The sequence below is a fragment of the Catenuloplanes niger genome, assembly GCF_031458255.1.
GTDB lineage: Bacteria > Actinomycetota > Actinomycetes > Mycobacteriales > Micromonosporaceae > Catenuloplanes > Catenuloplanes niger.
This window is the reverse complement of sequence record NZ_JAVDYC010000001.1, coordinates 7,420,751-7,439,708: the sequence shown is the minus strand read 5'-3', so window position 1 is coordinate 7,439,708 and position 18,958 is coordinate 7,420,751. Positions and strand designations below refer to the sequence as shown.

General features: G+C 73.3%; 17 protein-coding genes. 8 read left to right on the top strand and 9 right to left on the bottom strand.

Features of this window, described 5'->3' with window-relative positions; all coding sequences use genetic code 11:
• Nucleotides 1-216 precede the first annotated feature (216 nt).
• Nucleotides 217-2,514, bottom strand: a complete 2,298-nt coding sequence (gene secA2 / locus J2S44_RS32500) for an accessory Sec system translocase SecA2 (protein ID WP_310421645.1) — start codon at nucleotides 2,512-2,514, stop codon at nucleotides 217-219.
• Between the two features lie 53 nt (nucleotides 2,515-2,567).
• On the bottom strand, nucleotides 2,568-4,355 hold the full coding sequence (locus J2S44_RS32495; protein ID WP_310421644.1) for an ABC transporter ATP-binding protein: 1,788 nt from the start codon (nucleotides 4,353-4,355) through the stop codon (nucleotides 2,568-2,570).
• A gap of 184 nt (nucleotides 4,356-4,539) precedes the next feature.
• On the opposite strand from J2S44_RS32495, the gene J2S44_RS32490 reads away from it, so the two are divergent.
• Nucleotides 4,540-4,938 carry an ATP-binding protein gene (locus J2S44_RS32490; protein WP_310421641.1) on the top strand — a complete coding sequence of 133 codons (399 nt, stop codon included), beginning with the start codon at nucleotides 4,540-4,542 and terminating at the stop codon, nucleotides 4,936-4,938.
• Nucleotides 4,939-4,945: 7 nt separating this feature from the next.
• Here the strand turns inward: J2S44_RS32490 and J2S44_RS32485 are convergent, their stop codons facing one another.
• Entirely contained in the window at nucleotides 4,946-5,452 is a 507-nt protein-coding gene (locus tag J2S44_RS32485; RefSeq protein ID WP_310421638.1) for a hypothetical protein, read from the bottom strand.
• A 239-nt stretch (nucleotides 5,453-5,691) separates the two neighbouring features.
• Between J2S44_RS32485 and J2S44_RS32480 the strand changes: the two genes are divergently transcribed.
• Nucleotides 5,692-6,255 (top strand): hypothetical protein, encoded by a 564-nt coding sequence (locus J2S44_RS32480; RefSeq protein WP_310421636.1) that lies wholly within the window; start codon nucleotides 5,692-5,694, stop codon nucleotides 6,253-6,255.
• On the opposite strand, the gene J2S44_RS32475 is transcribed toward J2S44_RS32480, so the two are convergent.
• Complete coding sequence (locus tag J2S44_RS32475; RefSeq protein ID WP_310421634.1) at nucleotides 6,166-6,543, bottom strand: DUF3817 domain-containing protein; 378 nt, start codon at nucleotides 6,541-6,543, stop codon at nucleotides 6,166-6,168. The genes J2S44_RS32480 and J2S44_RS32475 overlap by 90 nt on opposite strands.
• Before the next feature lie 81 nt (nucleotides 6,544-6,624).
• Here J2S44_RS32475 and J2S44_RS32470 point away from each other — a divergent pair, with 81 nt between their 5' ends.
• The 6 genes from J2S44_RS32470 to J2S44_RS32445 all read left to right on the top strand — a co-directional run bounded on the left by J2S44_RS32470 (nucleotide 6,625) and on the right by J2S44_RS32445 (nucleotide 13,386).
• Nucleotides 6,625-8,097, top strand: coding sequence for a glutamate-cysteine ligase family protein (locus tag J2S44_RS32470; protein WP_310421631.1), 1,473 nt, complete (start codon nucleotides 6,625-6,627; stop codon nucleotides 8,095-8,097).
• Nucleotides 8,098-8,243: 146 nt separating this feature from the next.
• Nucleotides 8,244-9,590 carry a DMT family transporter gene (locus J2S44_RS32465; protein ID WP_310421627.1) on the top strand — a complete coding sequence of 449 codons (1,347 nt, stop codon included), beginning with the start codon at nucleotides 8,244-8,246 and terminating at the stop codon, nucleotides 9,588-9,590.
• A 680-nt stretch (nucleotides 9,591-10,270) separates the two neighbouring features.
• Nucleotides 10,271-10,678 carry a TIGR03618 family F420-dependent PPOX class oxidoreductase gene (locus tag J2S44_RS32460; RefSeq protein ID WP_310421624.1) on the top strand — a complete coding sequence of 136 codons (408 nt, stop codon included), beginning with the start codon at nucleotides 10,271-10,273 and terminating at the stop codon, nucleotides 10,676-10,678.
• Nucleotides 10,679-10,859: 181 nt separating this feature from the next.
• Nucleotides 10,860-12,065 carry a precorrin-6y C5,15-methyltransferase (decarboxylating) subunit CbiE gene (cbiE, locus tag J2S44_RS32455; protein WP_310421622.1) on the top strand — a complete coding sequence of 402 codons (1,206 nt, stop codon included), beginning with the start codon at nucleotides 10,860-10,862 and terminating at the stop codon, nucleotides 12,063-12,065.
• A complete protein-coding gene (gene cobM, locus J2S44_RS32450) occupies nucleotides 12,044-12,805 on the top strand; it encodes a precorrin-4 C(11)-methyltransferase (RefSeq protein ID WP_310421619.1) in 762 nt (253 codons plus the stop codon). The genes cbiE and cobM overlap by 22 nt, the downstream gene beginning before the upstream one ends.
• A 101-nt stretch (nucleotides 12,806-12,906) precedes the next feature.
• Nucleotides 12,907-13,386, top strand: a complete 480-nt coding sequence (locus tag J2S44_RS32445; RefSeq protein ID WP_310421616.1) for a hypothetical protein — start codon at nucleotides 12,907-12,909, stop codon at nucleotides 13,384-13,386.
• A 126-nt stretch (nucleotides 13,387-13,512) separates the two neighbouring features.
• Here J2S44_RS32445 and J2S44_RS32440 read toward each other — a convergent pair whose 3' ends face one another.
• The 5 genes from J2S44_RS32440 to J2S44_RS32420 all read right to left on the bottom strand — a co-directional run bounded on the left by J2S44_RS32440 (nucleotide 13,513) and on the right by J2S44_RS32420 (nucleotide 18,940).
• On the bottom strand, nucleotides 13,513-13,890 hold the full coding sequence (locus J2S44_RS32440) for a carboxypeptidase-like regulatory domain-containing protein (RefSeq protein WP_310421612.1): 378 nt from the start codon (nucleotides 13,888-13,890) through the stop codon (nucleotides 13,513-13,515).
• 330 nt (nucleotides 13,891-14,220) lie between these two features.
• Nucleotides 14,221-15,237: a trypsin-like serine peptidase gene (locus J2S44_RS32435; protein ID WP_310421608.1), complete on the bottom strand. Its 1,017-nt coding sequence runs from the start codon at nucleotides 15,235-15,237 to the stop codon at nucleotides 14,221-14,223.
• A gap of 146 nt (nucleotides 15,238-15,383) precedes the next feature.
• Nucleotides 15,384-17,675: a HelD family protein gene (locus tag J2S44_RS32430; RefSeq protein WP_374727927.1), complete on the bottom strand. Its 2,292-nt coding sequence runs from the start codon at nucleotides 17,673-17,675 to the stop codon at nucleotides 15,384-15,386.
• Nucleotides 17,676-17,765: 90 nt separating this feature from the next.
• Complete coding sequence (locus J2S44_RS32425) at nucleotides 17,766-18,152, bottom strand: DnaJ family domain-containing protein (RefSeq protein WP_310421604.1); 387 nt, start codon at nucleotides 18,150-18,152, stop codon at nucleotides 17,766-17,768.
• Between the two features lie 35 nt (nucleotides 18,153-18,187).
• Entirely contained in the window at nucleotides 18,188-18,940 is a 753-nt protein-coding gene (locus tag J2S44_RS32420) for a PIG-L deacetylase family protein (RefSeq protein WP_310421601.1), read from the bottom strand.
• Nucleotides 18,941-18,958 lie beyond the last annotated feature (18 nt).

Sequence of the window (18,958 nt, the reverse complement as noted above, 5' to 3'; positions counted from 1 at the left end):
GCGCGGGGCTCATCCGCACGCCTGCTGGGTTCGCCACGATGTACGCACCGGTAGCCACAGAAGGATTAACGGATTCTGAGAATTTTCATGAGGCGGCAACCACATCACGCTGGGCTTCTACCCGCGATGCGGTGGGTGATGAGTGAGACAGCACGAAGCCCGCCTTACCGGCTCAATACCGGACAAGGCGGGCTTCACCCGAGCGTGGTATGTCGTTTATTTCCGGCCGGTGACGAGGCGACGGCCGACCGCGGCGATGAGCCGGTCGAGCTCGGAACCGAACGGGTTGTCGTGCACCAGGTACGTCCACGTCGCGGACGGGCGGACCAGGTTGGCCTGGGCCGGCTCCCAGGTGTCGGTCACCTCGTCGATCTCGGCGAACGTGTCGACCGTCCGGTCCTCGATCTCCGGCATGATCTTGCCGAACGCCGGCACCGCGGCCCGGTGGAACTCGTCCAGCGGGTCCAGCTTGCCGAGCGCCCGCAGGTGCACGCCCTCCCGCACCTCGGACAGGTAGGACAGGTGCTCGGCCCAGAGCCGGTCGAGGTGGTAGAGCGCGATCGACCGGGAGACCTTGCTCAGCACCTCGTCGTCGACCTCCGCGGTCTCCTCCGGGAACTTCGACCGCAGCATGTCCGCCGCGACGTCCGTGGTGAGCAGGCGCTCGCGACGCTCGGAGAGCGCCGCCCGCTGCTGCTCGATGACCACGTTGTAGCGCCAGGTGTTGCGGTGGATCTCGTGACCGACGCCCTCGGCGACGCGCTGCGCGTGCCCGACCGCGTAGTCCACCCGCTCGTCGGTGACCACGCCGTCCATGTCCATGTGCGGCGACGGCGGGATCATGTCGCCCGCGTTCCGGACGATCAGGTCGTCCTCCAGGCTGCCGTAGAAGACGGACGTGCCCGGGTCGCCCTGCCGGCCGGCGCGGCCGCGGAGCTGGTCGTCGATGCGGCCGCTGTCGAACCGGCCGGTGCCGATCATGTAGAGCCCACCGAGCTCGGCGACCTCGTCGTGGTCGGCCTCGTCGCTGCCGCCGAGCCGGATGTCGACGCCGCGGCCGGCCATCTGGGTGGAGACGGTCACCGCGCCGCGCTTGCCGGCCTCCGCGATGATCGCCGCCTCCTCCGCGTCGTTCTTCGCGTTCAGCACCACGCACGGGACGCCGGCGGCCTCGAGCGCGGCGGCCAGGCTCTCCGACTCCTTCACGTCGCGCGTGCCGATCAGCACCGGGCGGCCCGTCTCGTGGGCCTCCTGGATCTCCTTGACCAGCGCGTCCTCCTTCTCCTGCCGCGTCGCGAAGATGCGGTCGGGAAGGTCCTCGCGAATGTTCGGCTTGTGCGGCGGGATGACCGCGACCTCGAGCTTGAAGAACTCGCGGAGCTGGTCACCGACGAGCACCGCGGTGGCGGTCATGCCGCAGACCGTCTTGTAGAGCGCGATGAAGGACTGCACCGTGATGGTCTGCAGCACCTCGCCCTCGCTGGTCGCCGACAGCCCCTCCTTGGCCTCGACCGCGGCCTGCAGCCCGTCCGGCCAGCGGCGGCGCTGCGCGACCCGGCCGCGCGACTCGTCGACCAGCTCGACGGCGCCGTTGCGCACGATGTAGTCGACGTCGCGGTGCAGCAGCGCGTGCGCGTGCAGCGCCACGTTGAGCGCGGAGAGCTGGTCGAAGTTCTCGTCGGCGTAGAGGTCGATGCCGTCGAGCTTCTTCTCGATCTTCTCGGTGCCCTCGGTGGTGAACGCGACGCTGCGGCCGTCCTCCGCGATCTCGTAGTCGCGGTTCCGCCGCAGGCCCTTGACCAGCGCGGCGGCGGCGTGCACCGGGTCCTGCTCGCCGGGCACGGTGCCGGCCAGCACCATCGGCACGCGCGCCTCGTCGATCAGGATCGAGTCGGCCTCGTCGACGATCGCGGTGGACAGCTCGCGCTGCACCCGGTCCTCGATGTCGACCACGAGCTGGTCGCGCAGGTAGTCGAAGCCGGCCTCGGAGACGGAGACGTAGGTGACGTCGCAGCCGTAGGCGGCGCGCCGCTCCTCCGGCGTGGACGCCTCGGTGACCGAGCCGACCGTGAGGCCGAGCAGCGTCAGGACCGGGCGCATCCAGTCCGCGTCGCGGGCCGCGAGGTAGTCGTTGACGGTCAGCACGTGCACCGGGCCGCGGCCCTGGCGGACGTGGCCGTAGGCGGCGATCGCGGCGGTCAGCGTCTTGCCCTCGCCGGTGGCCATCTCGGCGACCTTGCCGGAGAGCAGCGCCATCACGCCGAGCACCTGCTCGTCGTACGGCCGCTGGTCGAGGCCCCGGCGCGCGGCCTCACGGCCGATCGCGCAGATCTCGACGATCTCGTCCGCCGCGCCGGCCCGCTCGGTCAGCTCGGCGTCGTCGAGCTCCTTGAGCTCCTCCTCCAGCGCCTCGACCGCCGGCAGCCGCTTCTGCAGCGGCGCGAGATCGACGGTCGTCCCTGGGCGCTGCAGGAACTTCTGGAAGCGGCTCTTCAACCGTGACGACACACCCATGGTGCGAAACGCTACTTCATCACGCCGCAGAGTGGTGAGGGGCACCGGTCAGATCAGCCCGGTTTCCGACCCGACCATGCCGCGCCGGACCGGAGCGACTCCGCCTCCGGAACCAACAGTTGGTGCGCGGCCAGCTCGCGATAGAGCGGACTCGACTCCACCAGCTCCTCGTGCCGCCCGGTCGCGACCACCCGCCCGGACTCCATCACCACGATCTGGTCGGACTCGACGACCGTGGAGAGGCGGTGCGCCACCACCAGCAGCGTGCGGGTCGCGGCGGCGGCGTCGATCGCGCGGCGCAGCGCGGCCTCGTTGCGCGCGTCCAGGTTGCTGGTCGGCTCGTCCATCAGCAGGATCGGCGCGTCGGTGAGCAGCGCGCGGGCGATCGCCAGCCGCTGCCGCTCGCCGCCGGACAGCAGCACGCCGCCCTCGCCGACCTGCGCGTCCAGCCCGAGGCCGGTGCGCGTGACGATGCCGGTGAGGTTGACCGACTCCAGCACCTCCAGCAGCCGGGCGTCGTCCGTGTCCGGCGCGGCCAGCAGCAGGTTCTCCCGGATCGTGCCGGCCAGCACCGGCGCCTCCTGCTCGACGTAGCCGAGCCGGGACCGCAGCGCGTCGCGGCTCTGCTCACGCACGTCCCGCCCGTCCACCCGGATCGTGCCGGCCGTGCTCTCGTAGAACCGCTCGACCAGCGCCAGCAGCGTGGACTTCCCCGCGCCGGACGGACCGACCAGCGCGGTCCGCGTCCCGTACGGCACGGTGAAACTGACGTCGCTCAGCACCGGCCCGTCCGCCGCCGGATAGCCGAAACCGACGCCCTCGAACTCCACCGCGGTACGGCCGGGGGCCGCGCCCGTGGCGTCGGCACCGTTCTCCTCCGCCGGGATGCGCAGCACCTCCTCGATCCGCTCCAGCGCGCCGAGCCCGGTCTGCAGCTGGGTGTACGCCCCGATCGCCTGGCCGAGCGGCATCACCAGGAAGAAGAGGAAGAGGATGAACGCCACCAGGTCACCGACCGTGATGTCGCCGGCCGCGACCCGCGCGCCACCCACGCCCAGCACCGCCAGGAACGCGCCCTGGGTGGCCGTGGTCGCCACCGGGGAGATCAGCGCCTGCAGCCGGGCCACCCGCAGACCCGCCGCGTACGCCCCCTCGGCGCTCGCCACCACCAGGTCGGCCTCGCGCCCCTCGGCGCGGGCGGCCCGGATCGTGCGCGCCGCGGAGATCGCCCGCTCCACCGTGGAGGTCATCTCGCCGATCCGGGCCTGGGTGGCGCGGGACAGCGCGCGCACCCGCCGGGACGCGGTGATCGCGATGCCCATGCCCAGGACCAGCGCGAGCAGCGTGACGCCGAGCAGCAGCGGATCGAGCAACGCCATCGCGACGATCGCGCCGACCACCATCACCACGCCGGCCGCGATGTCGAACAGCCCGGACGTGACGACCGCGCGCAGCAGCGTGGTGTCCGCGCCGACCCGGGAGAGCAGATCGCCGGTGCGCCGGGCGTCGTACTCCGCGATCGGCAGGCGCAGCAGGTGGTGGGCGAGCCGGCGGCGGGTGCCGAGCACCACGCCCTCGGCGGTGCGCTGCAACAGGTAGTCCCGGACCGCGTTGATGCCGGCGGCGGCCAGCACCAGCACGGCCAGCAGCACGACCAGGCCGCCGATCGTCTCGGACGCGCCGATCGCGTCCAGCAGGTCGCGGGTGAGCAGCGGCTGGACCAGCGAGGCGGCCGCGCCCAGCATGGACAGCAGCGCGACGACCGTCAGCGTGGGCCAGTGCGAGCGCAGGTGGGGCGCGAGCGCGCGCAGCCCGACCGGCGGTGTGGTCTCCCCCGTCATGCGGTCAACGCTAGCCACGGAGGGCCCGGATCGGCCCTCCGCCCTCAGCGAAACCTCAGATACGACGAGCCATCAAGAAAGCACTCAAAGTTACTTTATGACGGATTGTTTCACGTTCCGTCATCGTGGGTATTGGTCGCCTGCTACGAACGCGTACCGCCGAGCGGGAAGACCGTCGCCAGTGATGACAGCCCAGCCCTCGCACCATACGGTCCGGGCCTCGCTGCCGCCGGTCGCGGACTCCAGTCGGGCAGCCCGGCACCTGGTCGTCGACGCCTGCACCCGGTGGAACGTGCCCGCGGTCGCGGACACCGCCTGCGTGATCGCCAGCGAGCTGGTCACGAACGCGGTCCGGCACGCCGGCACCCCGATGGACATGACGCTCGCGATCGCGGACGGAAAACTGCTGCTCGCGGTGCGCGACGGCAGCCCACGGCCGGCCGTGCCCACCCACCCGGACCCGCACACGCCGGGCGGCCGCGGCCTGCTGCTGGTCGGCGAGATGTCACAGGCGTGGGGCAGCCTGGCGCTGCCCGACGGCGGCAAGGTCGTCTGGGCGGCGCTGCGGACCGACGCGGAGTAGCCGCGGGTCAGGCGACCGCGCGCACCGAGGTCGGGTCCGGCCATGTCGGCGGGCCGGCCGGCGACGTGGGCGCACTCCGGTCTGCGGCCGGCGCACCCACGGCCGCCTCGACCGGCTCCCCCTCCGGCACCGCACCCTCGGACCGGCCGGTCAGCGCATCCTCGGGCAGCGCGCCCTCCGGCAGCCCGGGCAGCGTCGCCTCGGGCAGGCCGGGGAGCGTGGACCTCGAGGCGCCGGGCAGCGTGGCACCGGACGGCGGCCCGGCCGTGCGGCCCAGCGCCGCCTCGGCCGCGGCACGGCGCGCCTCGGCGCTGCCGGCCGGGTAGACCGGCAGGCCCGCCGCCTCGAGCACCGGGATCGCGTTGCGCACCGGCGGGCAGGGCAGCGGCTGCTGGCAGCGGTCACACATGGTGTCGTCCGAGGCCCCGTTCTCCGGTCCGTGGGTCGCCACCATCTCCAGCGCCGTCTGCGCGAAGACGCTCTCCGGATTGATGTACGAGTGGCTGCTCAGCACTGTTCCCCCAGATGATCCGCGGCCTATGCCCGATATCTTCCCTCGAAACCGGGGGTCGGCGCGGCGGAAAGGCCCATCCGCGCGCGGCGTACCCGTACCGTGTGGGCGTTTTGGGGTTGTTGGAGCTTGTTCTCACGCGCGATTCACTCAATGTCGCCTATCGGCTACGAAAAGTAGAATCGAAGGGTGCCACGCTCATCCGGCGTTCCATCGGTGGCAGCAGAAACGGAGTGACACCCATGCCCGAGGCAGTCTGGGACAAGGAGCTCTTCCCGGAGCCCGTCGTCCGCCGATTCGGTCCCGTGGTGACCGGCCGGTTCCTCAACTACCTCGCCGGCTACACCCGCGAACTCAAGGTCGACCAGCCGATCCTGATGCTCGTCTTCGTGGCCGCGACCACGGCCCAGCTGGTCGGCACCGCGCTGCTCTCGCTGGTGCGCGGCGCGGCCGGCAGCGGCGCGACACGGCGCAAGTTCAAGGAACTGAAGAAGGGGCCGGAGTTCCTGGTCACGCCGATGCGCATCCGCGGCGACGACGGCCAGCTCTACGAGATGGAGCTGCACGGCCACGTCGGCCAGAGCACGATCCTCCGGCAGGACCACATCCAGGTCAGAGTGCGCCCGCAGAAGGACCCGCAGCTTCAGCCGCGGGTCGAGCGGATCGTCAACATCACCACGCAGCAGGTGATCGTCCCGCACCCGCCGACCATCTGGTCACACCTCGGCCCTGGCATGCTGCTCCAGGCCGCCGCCGGCCTCGTCATCATCGGGCTCGCCGTGACGCTGTGGGTGGTTCTGCAGTAGTCCCCGGCGCCGCGCCCACCGCTCGAAGGCGAGCGTGGCCAGCGGCGGGATCGAACAGGCCAGCGCGACCAGCGCGGTCGTCCAACGCCACCGGTTCAGCCAGGCGACCGCCAGGGTCAGCACCACGTAGGCGGTGAACAGCGCGCCGTGGATCGGCCCGAAGATCTTCACGCCGATCTCGTTGCCGACCACCACGTACTTGAAGAACATGCCGATGAGCAGCCCGGTCCAGGAGCATGCCTCGGCGATCGCCACGATCGAGAACAGGGACAACGCGGCGCGTCGCATGATTCCTCCCCCGGTTGGAAATGATGAGTAGCAGATCGTAATAAGAGGTGCCTGGGACGTTTCTGGAAGGCGGCGGCGCTCATGGGCGAGGAGGTCGGTCCGCGGGAGTTCACCCGCGAGGACCGTGCGAGGTACCGGCAGAAGATCCGGCGCTGCCTGGACGTCCTGGCCGAGATGCTGGCCGAGCACCGCTTCGACGCGGAGCGGCCGCTCACCGGCCTGGAGATCGAGTTCAACCTGGTGGACCCGGGCGCGGACCCGGCCATGCGCAACGCGGACGTGCTCGCCGCGATCGCGGACCCGGCGTTCCAGACCGAGCTGGGCCAGTTCAACATCGAGATAAACGTACCGCCGCTGGCGCTGTCCGAGGGCGGACTGACCGGCTTCGAGAAGCATCTCCGGGACAGCCTGAACGAGGCCGAGTCCAAGGCCCGGGCCGTCGGCGCGCGGATGGCGATGATCGGCATCCTGCCCACGCTGCGGCCGGAGCACCTCACGCTCGAGTCGCTCTCGGTGAACCCGCGCTACCAGCTGCTCAACGAGCAGATCTTCGCGGCCCGCGGCGAGGACCTGGACATCCGGATCGACGGCGCGGAACGGCTGGAGCTGACCGCGGACACGGTCGTGCCGGAGGCCGCCTGCACCAGCACCCAGTTCCACCTCCAGGTCAGCCCGGACGACTTCGCCGCGTACTGGAACGCGGCGCAGAGCATCGCGGGCGTGCAGGTCGCGCTCGGCGCCAACTCCCCCTACCTGCTCGGCCGGGAGCTGTGGCGGGAGACCCGCATCCCGCTCTTCGAGCAGGCCACGGACACCAGATCAGAAGAGATCAAGGCCCAGGGGGTACGGCCACGCGTGTGGTTCGGCGAGCGGTGGATCACCTCGGTGTTCGACCTGTTCGAGGAGAACGTCCGGTACTTCCCCGCGCTGCTGCCGGTCTGCGAGGACGACGACCCGGTCGAGACGCTGTCCCGCGGCGAGACGCCCAGCCTGCCCGAGCTGCGCCTGCACAACGGCACCATCTACCGCTGGAACCGCCCGGTGTACGACGTCGTGGACGGCGTACCGCACCTGCGCGTGGAGAACCGGACGCTGCCGGCCGGCCCGACCGTGGTCGACACGCTGGCGAACGGCGCGTTCTACTTCGGGCTGGTCCGTGCGCTGGCCGAGGCGGAACGCCCGCTCTGGTCCCGGATGTCCTTCGGCGCCGCGGAGGAGAACTTCCACGCCGCGTCCCGGCACGGCATCGGCGCGTCCGTCTACTGGCCGGATGCGGGCACGCTGCCGGTCACCGAGCTGGTGCTGCGCCGGCTGCTGCCGCTGGCACACCAGGGGCTGGACGCCTGGGGCGTCCGCGCGGACGAACGCGACCGGCTGCTCGGCGTGATCGAGGCGCGCTGCCTGGCCTCCGCGAACGGCGCCACCTGGCAGGTCGAGACGGTGCGTGACCTGGAGGACCGCGCCAACCTCTCGCGGACCGACGCGCTGCACGAGATGCTCGGCCGCTACCTGGACCACATGCACACGAACCGTCCGGTGCACGAGTGGGACTGAGGCGACGTCATCCTCAAGGATGATGGTCACAATCTGAGGTATGACACGTGCTCTACGCAACAATCACTCGTTATCCGGACGACTGCCGCCGATCAATGGGGGATCGTTGAGAGCATGACGACGCATGGTCCGGTCTGGTCAGCGATATGAACGCCCTGGCGATAGCCATCACGCTCAGCATCGCCTCCGCGAGCGCCTACGCCGCGGGCGCGGTGGTCCAGGAGCGGGTGGCCGCGCACGGCACCGGCATCCTCGCGTCGCTCCGCATCCCGCACTGGTGGCTCTCCGTGGCGCTCAACGGCGCCGGCGCCGGCCTGCACGTCGGCGCGCTCGCGTACGGGCCGCTCAGCATCGTCCAGCCGCTCGGCCTGCTCACGCTGGTCTTCGCGCTGCCGATGGGCGCGGCCGTGATCGGCCGCCGGGTCGCCGCCGTGCACTGGCGCGGCGCCTCGCTCACCATCGCCGGGCTCGGCCTGCTGGTCATCACCGCGCCGATGGGCAGCGCCCGGGAGCTGGACTCCACCGAGGTGCTGACCGTGGCCATGCTCGGCGGCGGAGTCGTGCTCGGCCTGACGCTGCTGGCCCGGCAGATCCACGCGGCCACGTCGTCCGGGCTGCTCTACGCGGTCGCGTCCGGCATCGCGTTCGCCTGCTCGTCCGCGCTCACCCAGACCGTGTCGCTGCAGGTCACCTCCTCCGGCCCGCTCGCGATCCTGTCCCCCGCCGCGTTCACGCTGGCCGCGTTCATGTCCGCCGGGGTGCTGCTCTCCCAGGCCGCGTACCGCGACGGCGGGCTCGGCGCGCCGCTGGCCACGGTGTCGCTGACGAACCCGGTCGCGTCCGCGGTGATCGGCATGCTGCTGCTGGACGAGCGGTTCGTCGGCGGCGTCGCCGGCGGCGGTGTGGCGGCCACCGGTGGCGTGCTGGCGATCGCGGGCGTGCTGCTGCTCACCCGGCCGGCCGACGGCGAGGACACCGAGATCACCGAGACGCCGGAGACCGACGCGGCCGGCACCCCGGCCCCGGCGACCACCAACGCCACCGCTTCGGGCGACACCGCTTCCGGTGCCGCTGCTTCCGGTGCCGCTGCTTCCGGTGCCGCTGCTCGGGGCGCCGCCGATACCGCTTCGCAGGGTGCCTCGGCCCGCGGCACCGGTTCCCGGGCTGCCTCCGCCGGCAACACCGGTTCCCGTGATCCCGGTGCCGGTGCCGGTGCCGGTGACATCGGCTCGCGCGCCGCCGCGGCCACCCGTGGCCCGGCCGTCCCGCACGAGGCCGGTGCCGCGTCCCGCGACGGCGACCCGGCGCCCGCCCCACGCGACGGCGCCGCGTTGCCGGACGCGGCCGCGGTCATCCCGGGCCGCCGCCGGGCGCAGATCGCGGTCGGCGACCGTGGCGTGCCGTCATGCGCGGTCCCCGGCGGCCCGCGCCGCCGCCTGATCCGCCCCGGTCGCGGCTTCTACCCCCGCCCGGGCCGCCGCCCCAACAACTGACGCCGCAACCCGGCGACGGCGGAATCCGGCGCGATCCCGCCGAGACCGCCGCGCACCGGCGCCGCGCGCCGGGTTCCACCACACCGGAGCCGGCCGGCGCCGCGTCCCACAGCCCCGGCGCACCCGCCTGCCGGCGGATGCCGCGCACCGGACGCCTCCCCGGACGCGAACCCGGCACGCGCCCAGCTCGGCGCCTCGTCGTCGGGACGCGGGGCCGGGCGAGCAGCGCGCGACGAAGCGGATGCCGCGTCACCGGGACGCGAGGGCCGGGCGAGCGGCACTCACCGGGCGGCTACCGCATCACCGGACGCGAGCGCCGACAGCACGCGCGCGACGAAGCGGATGCCGCGTCACCGGGACGCGAGGGCCGGGCGAGCGGCACACGCCGAGCGGCTACCGCATCACCGGACGCGAGCGCCGACAGCACGCGCGCGACGAACCGGTTGCTGCGTCACCGGGACGCGGGGCCGGGCGAGCGGCACACGCCGAACGGATGCCGCGTCACCGGACGCGAGCGCCGACAGCACGCGCGCGACGAACGGGTTGCTGCGTCACCGGGACGCGGAGCCGGGCTGAGCACATGCCGGGGCGGGCAGCGCGCGTGCGGTGGGCTGGGTGCTGCGTCACCGGGGTGCGGGGCCGGGTGAGCGGCGGGTGGGCGGTCTGGCACTGTTCGTGCGGTGAGCAGCGTGCAGCGCCGGCGGGGTCCGGCGGACATCGGGGACGAGTTCCGGGAGTTCTGGACCGAGCGGCACCTGTGCACGCTCACCACGCTGCGCCCGAACGGCACACCGCACGTGACCCCGGTCGGCGCGGTGATCAACTGGGCGGCCGGAACCGCGCTGGTGCTCACGTCCGCCACCAGCACGAAGGCCCGCAACGCCGCGGCCACCGGCACGGTCGCGCTCTGCTCGGTCGACGGCCGCCGCTGGTCGACGGTCGAGGGCCGCGCGCGGGTGCGCACCGAGCCGGACTTCGTGGCGGACGCGGAACGCCGCTACGCCGAGCGCTACCGCGTCCCCCGGGTCAACCCGAACCGCGTCATCCTCGAGATCACCCTGACCCGGGTGCTGGGCAACGTCCGATGAGCGGCGCACCGAGCACCCCGCGCCGCGCCGGCCGCAGCCGCCCGGCGACGGCCTCGCGGCGGACCGGCGGGTGCACCACGCCGGCCCCGTGCGACCAGCGCGGCCCGTGCGACCAGCGCGGCCCGGGCAACCAGCGCGGCCCGGGCGACCAGCGCGGCCCGGGCGGCCCGGGCGGCCCGGCGTGAGCGTCACCGTGGTCGGGATCGGGGCCGACGGCTGGGACGGGCTGGGGCCCGCCGGCCGGGCCGTGATCGCCGACGCCGGCGTGCTGCTCGGCGGCGACCGGCAGCTCGCGCTGATCCCGGCGGAGATCGCGGCGCACCGCGTACCGTGGCCGTCGCCCCTGATGCCCGCGCTGCCCGGGCTGCTGGACTCGTTCGCGGACCGCGCGGTGTGCGTGCTGGCCAGCGGCGACCCGATGCACTTCGGCATCGGCGGCACGCTCGCCCGGCTGGCCGGCGCACGCGCCTTCCGGGTCGTGCCGCACCCGTCGTCGATCTCCCTGGCCTGTGCCCGGCTGGGCTGGCCGGTCGAGGAGACCGCGGTGGTGAGCGTGGTCGGCCGGCCGCTCGACGCGCTGCACGCGACGATCCAACCCGGCCGGCGGTTGCTGGTGCTGAGCGCCGACGGCCGCTCGCCCGCCGCCGTGGCCGGGCTGCTGACCGCCCGGGGGTACGGCGACAGCGCGCTCACCGTGCTGGAGAACCTGGACGGGCCGGACGAACGGGTCGTCACCGGCACCGCCGCCGGCTGGCCGCTGGCCGAGGCCGCGCCGCTGAACGTGCTCGCGGTCCGCTGCGTCGCCGGCCCGGACGCGGCGCTGCTGCCCACGGTCCCCGGCCTGCCGGACGACGCCTACGAGCACGACGGACAGCTCACCAAGCGGGAGATCCGCGCGATCACGCTGGCCCGGCTGGCCCCGATCCCCGGCCAGCTGCTCTGGGACGTCGGCGCGGGCGCGGGCAGCATCGCGATCGAGTGGATGCGCGCCGCCCCGTCCTGCCGGGCCGTGGCGATCGAGGCGGACGAGGCGCGGGCCACGCGCCTGACCGGGAACGCGGCGGCGCTCGGCGTACCGTCGCTGGTCCTGGTCCGTGGAGCGGCACCGGCCGCGCTGGCCGGCCTGGAACCACCGGACGCGATCTTCGTCGGTGGCGGCGTCACCGCACCCGGCATGATCGATCACTGTTGGGCGGCGCTGCGCCCCGGCGGCCGGCTGGTCGTCAACGCGGTCACGCTCGAGTCCGAGCGCGTGGTCACGGCCGCGCGCGACACGCTCGGCGGCGACCTCACCCGCATCGAGATATCCCGCGCCGGCGCGGTCGGTGGCTTCACCGCCTGGCGTCCCGCACTCCCGGTCACCCAATGGACGGTACGCAGATCATGACCGTGCACTTCATCGGCGCCGGCCCGGGCGCCGCCGACCTGATCACCGTGCGCGGCCGCGACCTGATCGCGGCCAGCCCGGTCTGCCTCTACGCCGGCAGTCTGGTCCCGCCGGAGATGCTCACCTGGTGCCCGCCCGGCGCCCGGCTGATCGACACCGCCCGGATGTCGCTCGACGAGATCGTCGACGCGCTCGTGGCGGCGCACGCGGCCGGTCACGACGTGGCCCGGCTGCACTCCGGTGACCCGTCGGTCTTCTCCGCGATGGCCGAGCAGATGCGCCGCCTGGACGCGGCCGGCATCCCGTACGACGTGGTGCCCGGCGTGCCCGCGTTCGCCGCCGCGGCCGCCAGCCTGCGCCGCGAGCTGACCGTGCCGGAGGTCGCGCAGACCGTGATCCTGACCCGCACCGCCGAGCGCGCCACCGCGATGCCGCCGCGCGAGCAGCTGCCCACGCTGGCCGCGTCCGGCGCCACGCTCGTGCTGCACCTGGCCGTCCAGCGGATCGACCACCTGGTCACCGAGCTGATCCCGCACTACGGCGCGGACTGCCCGGTCGCGGTGGTGGCCCGGGCGTCCCGGCCCGACGAGCAGATCCTCCGCGGCACGCTGGACACGATCGCGCCGCTGGTCCACGACGCCGGCATCCGGCGGACCGCCGTGATCGTGGTCGGTCCCGCGCTGACCGCGTCCGCGTTCCCGGACAGCCACCTCTACAGCCCGGATCGCTGCCGCACCTGAGCGGGATCCGGCGCTTTCCGGCCGGCTGGCATGTTTCGGGGATTCGGCGGGGGCGGCGCTTCGCGAAGCTGTTGCGGACCCCGATCACGAGGAGCCGAACGATGTCGTACGGATATGCGCAGCCCCACTACGCGGCGTACCCGGCCGTGCCGATGCAGCAGCCGATGCGGCGGTCGGCGCCGCCGAGCGTGCACGTGCTGGCGATCCTGCACTACCTGGGCGGGCTGGTGCAGCTGGCGGGCGTCGCGCTGATCCTGTGGGTGGCACCGGCGGACCTGTTCGCGGGCGACGAGCAGTTCGTCGACCCGGCCCGGCTGACCCCGGTGTCCTACGTGGTGGCCGGCGTACTGGCGACGTCGGCGCTGCTCTCGTTCGTCATCGGACGGAAGCTGCAGCGCGGCCGCCAGTGGGCACGCGTCCTTATGATCATTTTCAGCCTGGTCGCCGTCGCGGGCGTCGCGGTCACGGTCGCGTCGACCGGCGAGCCGTCCCAGGCGTCCGGCCTGGCCGGCCCGGCCCTCTACCTGCTGCTGCTGAACACCCGCGCGGCACGCTCCTGGTTCCGCTCGCACACCTGGTAACCCACCGGCACCACGCCACCCGGCCCGCCGGCCGGGTGGCGCGAGGCTGCCCGCCGTCCGGGCAGTCACACAGCCGCTCAGATCGACGTAGCCCCTCTCGGAACGCGTGAAGCGGCCCGGCCGGGTTCAGGTCAGTGGGAGGTCGAGGGTGACGGTCTCGCCGGGGACGACCGTCACCGGCAGGGTGGCACGGGTGGTGGCGGTGACCGCGGTGAACTCGTAGCGGCCGGCTCGCAGTCGCCATTCGTAACGGCCGTCGGTGCCGGTGATCACGCCGGTCTCCGGGATCGGGAGCGGCGGGTCGTCCAGGGACGCGACCTGGACGCTGACGCCGGGGACCGGGGCCCCGCCGCTGTCGGTGACGACGCCGGCGACCGTGCCGGTGACCGGCGGGCCGGCCGGTGGGGCGGGCGGGCCGGTGTCGGAGAACGGGCTGTCACCGTCGGCGACGACCAGCGCGAGACCGAGCAGCAGCGGCACCGCCGCCAGCAGAATCACTGTCATCGGGCGGGAAACACGCACGGGAGCCTCCTCGGTCGGGGACGAGCCGGGTCTACCGGTCGGACGGGCGGCGCCGGGACACCGGTTCCGCACAGCCGGTGCCAGCCACCGGTCCCGGCCACCGGCTCCGGACAGCGTGTCCCAGCCACCGGTACCGGGAGCAGCTGCCAGCCACCCGTGGCGGCTGGCTGGTGGCCGCCTTCCGGATCGCGGCAGGGTCGCGGTGAGCGGACCGGCGCCGATCCGCGCGACCGCATGCGGGGCGAGCCGGCGAACGGCGGCCCGGACGGCGGAGGGGGCCCGCCCGGTGCGGGCGAGCCCCCTCGGGTGCGGTCAGCCGCGCCAGGAGATGAGGTTGTTGTAGACCGGCTCGGTGATGCGGGTGCCGGAGTTGCTGGACCCGCCGTAGGCGTGGATCGCCATCGTGCACTGGCCGACGCAGAACGAGCTGCCGGCCGCCCGGTTCTGGTAGACCGGTGCGCCGCTCTGGCAACCGGCCGTGTCGTTCTGGTAGTAGACGCGACGGGCCGCGGTGGACGTCACCGACATGCCCGCGTGCCGCCACTGCTCGCCGAACGTCTTGTCGCAGGGGTAGCCGGAGACGGTGGTCGCGGTGCCGTTCAGCGACGCGCTCTGCCACCAGAAGCCGAACGTGCCGGTGCTGGCGCCCGCGTTGCAGCTCAGCCGGATCGCGCCGTAGTCGTAGTCGGCGCTGCCGTCGGCCATCCAGCCGTTGACGGACATCAGCTGCGTCGCGGTGCAGGTGCCGTACGGGTTGGTGCCGCCGTTGCGCGCCGGGACGATCGTGTAGTTGGCGCGCGGGTAGAAGCCGTTGCCGCCGCCGCCGTCGGCACCGCCGCCCGGGTGCACGCAGTGCCCGGCCGTCGCGATGATGTTGGGCCCGTAGACCCAGCCGGTGCAGCCCCAGGTGGTGCTGCCGTCGACGCGGATGATCTGCACGATCGCGCTGGTCGGGTACGTCGTGGTCGGGTTGACCCGGGTGCGGTTGTCGGTGCCGATCACGCTGTCCGCCCCGAAGCCGCCGGACAGCCCGGCGCCCGGTGCCCGCGCGCCGGTGACCGCGGGTGACGTGCTGGGCGTGAGCGCGCCGGAGCCGGTGGTGCCGGAGAACCCGGCTCCGCCGGCGGCCGTGGCCGCGCGTGCGGGGACGACGGCGCGCGGCGGCGCGTTGTCGTCCGCGCCGGTGGTGTGCGGTGAGACCGGCGCGGCGGCCGAGTCGGCCGGCACCGCGGCGGCGGGTGCGCCGAACCCGGTCAGGACCAGGCTGAGCGCGGCCCCGCCGATCAGGGCCGCGGACCGCAGCCGGCGGGTCGGTGTGGTGAGTCGCATGGATGTAACCCCCCTCCGGGCCCGGCGCAGTACCGGACCCGGAGGGGAACGTATCGAGGTATTCGATTTCCTGTATCTGATACGTCCGCGTTCTTACAGGCGGCCGCCGGAGCATGCGGACCGCGCCGGAAACGGGCCCGCGCGTCCTAGCCGGGCAGCGACTCGATCGGTCCCGGTGCGACGAGCCCCAGCGTCTGGGTGGCGCGGGTCAGCGCGACGTAGAGGTCGCCGTCGCCGCGCGGTGATTCCGCGACGATCCGGTCCGGGTCGTAGACGATGACCGCGTCGAACTCGAGCCCCTTGGACTGACGCACGGTGAGCACGACGACCGGGCTGGTCAGGTCCGCGCGGACACCGGAGGCGGCGTCGGGCAGCGCCGCGGTGGCCTCGCCGAGCAGCGACGTCGGGACGATGACGCCGAGGCGCCCGTCGCCGGACCACTCCGACACCGCCTTGGCCAGCGTGGTCAGGTCGCCGGTCAGGCGCCACGGCGGCAAGCCGGTGTGCCGGACCGCGCGGGGCACGGCCAGGTCCGGATTGACCCGGGCCAGGACCGCGGCCGCGACGTCCATGATCTCGCCGGGGGTACGGTAACTGACGGTGAGCTCGGCGAGGCGGTAACGACGGTCCAGGTAGGGTGCGAGCGCGTCGTCCCAGGACGAGGTGCCGCCGAGGTCGCCGGTCTGGGCGACGTCGCCGACGATCGTCATCGAGCGGCTCGGGCAGCGGCGCATGAGCAGCCGCCAGGCCATCGGGCTGAGTTCCTGCGCCTCGTCCACGATGACGTGCCCGAACGCCCAGGTCCGGTCCGCGGCGGCGCGCTGCGCGGCGGTCAGCGCGGCGTCGAACTGCTGACGTTCGGCCATCCGGCCGGCGTCCAGCAGGTCGGTGCCCATCAGCAGCTCGGGGTCGTCCTCGTCCTCCAGGTCGACGCTGCGCGAGCCGAGCGCGATGTCGATGGCGCCCTGCGCGTACTCCAGCTGGAACAGCCGCTCCAGTTCGGCGACGCGCTCGCGCCGGGAGTTCTCCTCCTCGCCGAGCAGTTCCGCGGCCTCGTCCAGCAGCGGTACGTCGGCCGGGCTGAAGCCGCCCTCCGGCTCGCGCAGCAGCGCCTCCTGCTCGTCCAGCGTGAGCAGTCCGGACGCGGCGGCGGTCATCCGGGAGAGCGAGGCGTAGAGGCCGGCGACGATCTGCTGCGGCGTGAGGACCGGCCAGAGCCAGTCGAGCACGGCCAGCACCTCGGGCTCGCGACGCAGTTCGCGGCGGATCTGGGCGAGGTCGGCCTCGTCGAAGATGATCGGGTCGCCGGGCGCGTCCTCGCCGCCGAGCGAGTCGTTCGCGTACGGGTCGGTGCCGATCTTCTCCGCCAACTGCAGCGACAGCGCGTGAATGATCTCGGTGTCGAAGTCCGGGCGGGCCAGGTTGTGCAGCTTGCCGGTGCGGCGGACCTGGTCGCGGGCCGCGCGGATGGTGGCCGGCCGCAGCAGCAGCTGCGTCTCGCCCTCGACATTGATCTCGACGGGCTCGTCCGGGACGCGCTGGCGGTCCGCGACCGCGGCCGCGATCACGTCGGCCATCACGGCCCGGCCCTTGATCTCCGCGACCTCGTCCGGCTCGGCGCGGCGCGCGTTCACCCCGGGGAACATGCCGCCGAGCGTGCGCAGCAGCACGCCGGTCTCGGCCAGCGACGGAAGGACCTGGCCGATGTACCGCAGGAACGTCGGGTTCGGGCCGAGGATCAGCACGACCTGCTTGGACAGCTGCTGACGGTACGTGTAGAGCAGGTACGCCGCGCGGTGCAGCGCGACCGCGGTCTTGCCGGTGCCGGGCCCGCCCTGCACGACCAGCGTGCCGGACAGGTCCGCGCGGATGATCCGGTCCTGCTCGGCCTGGATCGTCTCGACGATGTCCCGCATCCGCCCGGTCCGGCGCGCGTCCAGCGCGGCCAGCAGCGCGGCCTCACCGGTCAGGTCGTGCGCCCCGGTCCCGGCGTCGTCCAGGTCGAGCACCTCGTCGTCGAGCGCGACCACGTCCCGGCCGGCCGTGCGGATGTGCCGGCGGCGCATCACGCCGAGCGGCGCGGCCGCGGTGGCGAGGTAGAACGGGCGGGCCGCCGGGGCACGCCAGTCCACCAGCAGCGGTTCGTAGTCGCCCCGGTCGTCGAAGATCCCGATGCGCCCGACGTACCGCTTCTCGGCCCCGTCCTCGAAGTCGAGCCGGCCGAAGCAGAGCCCGTTCTCCACCGCGCCGAGGACCGTGACCTGGTCGGTGTACATGGTGACCGCGCTGTCCCGCTGGGACCGCTCCTGCGGGGTGCCGCCCGACTCCTTCATCTTCTCGGCGAGCCGCGCGGACGCCTCGGAGCGCATGCCGTCGAGCCGGCGATAGAGCCCGTCGAGGTAGGCCTGTTCCTCACCCAGTGAAGATTGCTGCTCCACGGTGCTTGACAAAACCGCCCCCTGTAAGTCTAATATGCAACGGGCGGCGCGCCTTTATTTAGCGTGCCTTGAGATGCCCGACGCGCAAGCCTACCGCATGCGCTCGCGCCAATCGCGCACGATCTCTTCCGTGTTCAGCCGCTTGATGGTCGTCGGCGGTCCGGAGAGCAGCCCGCGGTGGTTGTCGGCGATCCGCTCGTTCAGCTCCGCCACGATCCGCCGGACGTCGCGCTCCTGCCGCACCCGGGTCAGCGTCCGCGGCAGGTCCTCGATGTCCTTGCGCAACGCGAGCGTGCCGGGCAGCACCGCGCCGCCCACCTGCTCACGCTCGACGAGCTCCTTGACGTACCAGTCCTCGTCGTAGTCGCCGCCGTGGCCGGGCAGCGGTTTCCCGGCGCCGCGCAGGTTGTCGAACTCGCCGCGCTCCAGCGCCTCACGGATCTTCCTGTCGACCAGCGATTCGAAGAAGTGCGCCATCCGCCGATGCTACTGGGCAGCCGGCCGGCGGTGCCCTACTCCGCCCAGGGCGGTGGACCGTCGAACCGCAGCGCGTGCACGTCGAAGAGCACCGCCGCCGTCGCCCCGATCGCCGGGCCGGCCCGGTGGGCGGCCCAGGTCAGCAGCTGCCGGGCCGGTGGTGCGCCGGTGTCCGCACCGAGCCCGGCGAGGTACGCCGCGTGCGCCTCCAGGGCCGCGATGCCCCGCTCCAGCGGCTCGCCGGTGACGTCGACGCCGTGGGTGGGGGTGTCCTCGCCGTCGGCGCAGACGTAGCGCACGCCGCCCCAGGGTTCACCGCCCTCACCCGGAAAGATCCAGCGGTTGCCGGCGTCGCGCGCCGCGTCCAGGGTGGCCAGCCCGACCGCGCGATGGTCGGCCTGGTTCGTCATGCCGCCGAACGCGCGGACGCCGAACGCGCCGGTGACGATCACGTCGGGCCGCCGCCGGCGGATCTCCCGGACGATGTCGCGGCGCAGCGCCGGACCGTACTCGACCACGCCGTCCGGGTGGTCCAGGAAGACCACGTCGTCGACGCCGACCACGCGGGCCGCGCGGCGCTGCTCCTCCTCGCGGAGCGGGCCGGCCCGCTCCGGCGGGATCGCGTCGATGCCGGCCTCGCCGCGCGTGACCAGCAGGTAGGACACGGTCTTGCCCTGCGCGGTCCAGCGGGCGACGGCGGCGGCGCTGCCGTACTCGATGTCGTCGGGGTGCGCGACCACGGCCAGGCACCGCTCCCAGTCCTCCGGCAGCACGGGCAGCTCAGCCATGCGGGTGAGCATAGTCTC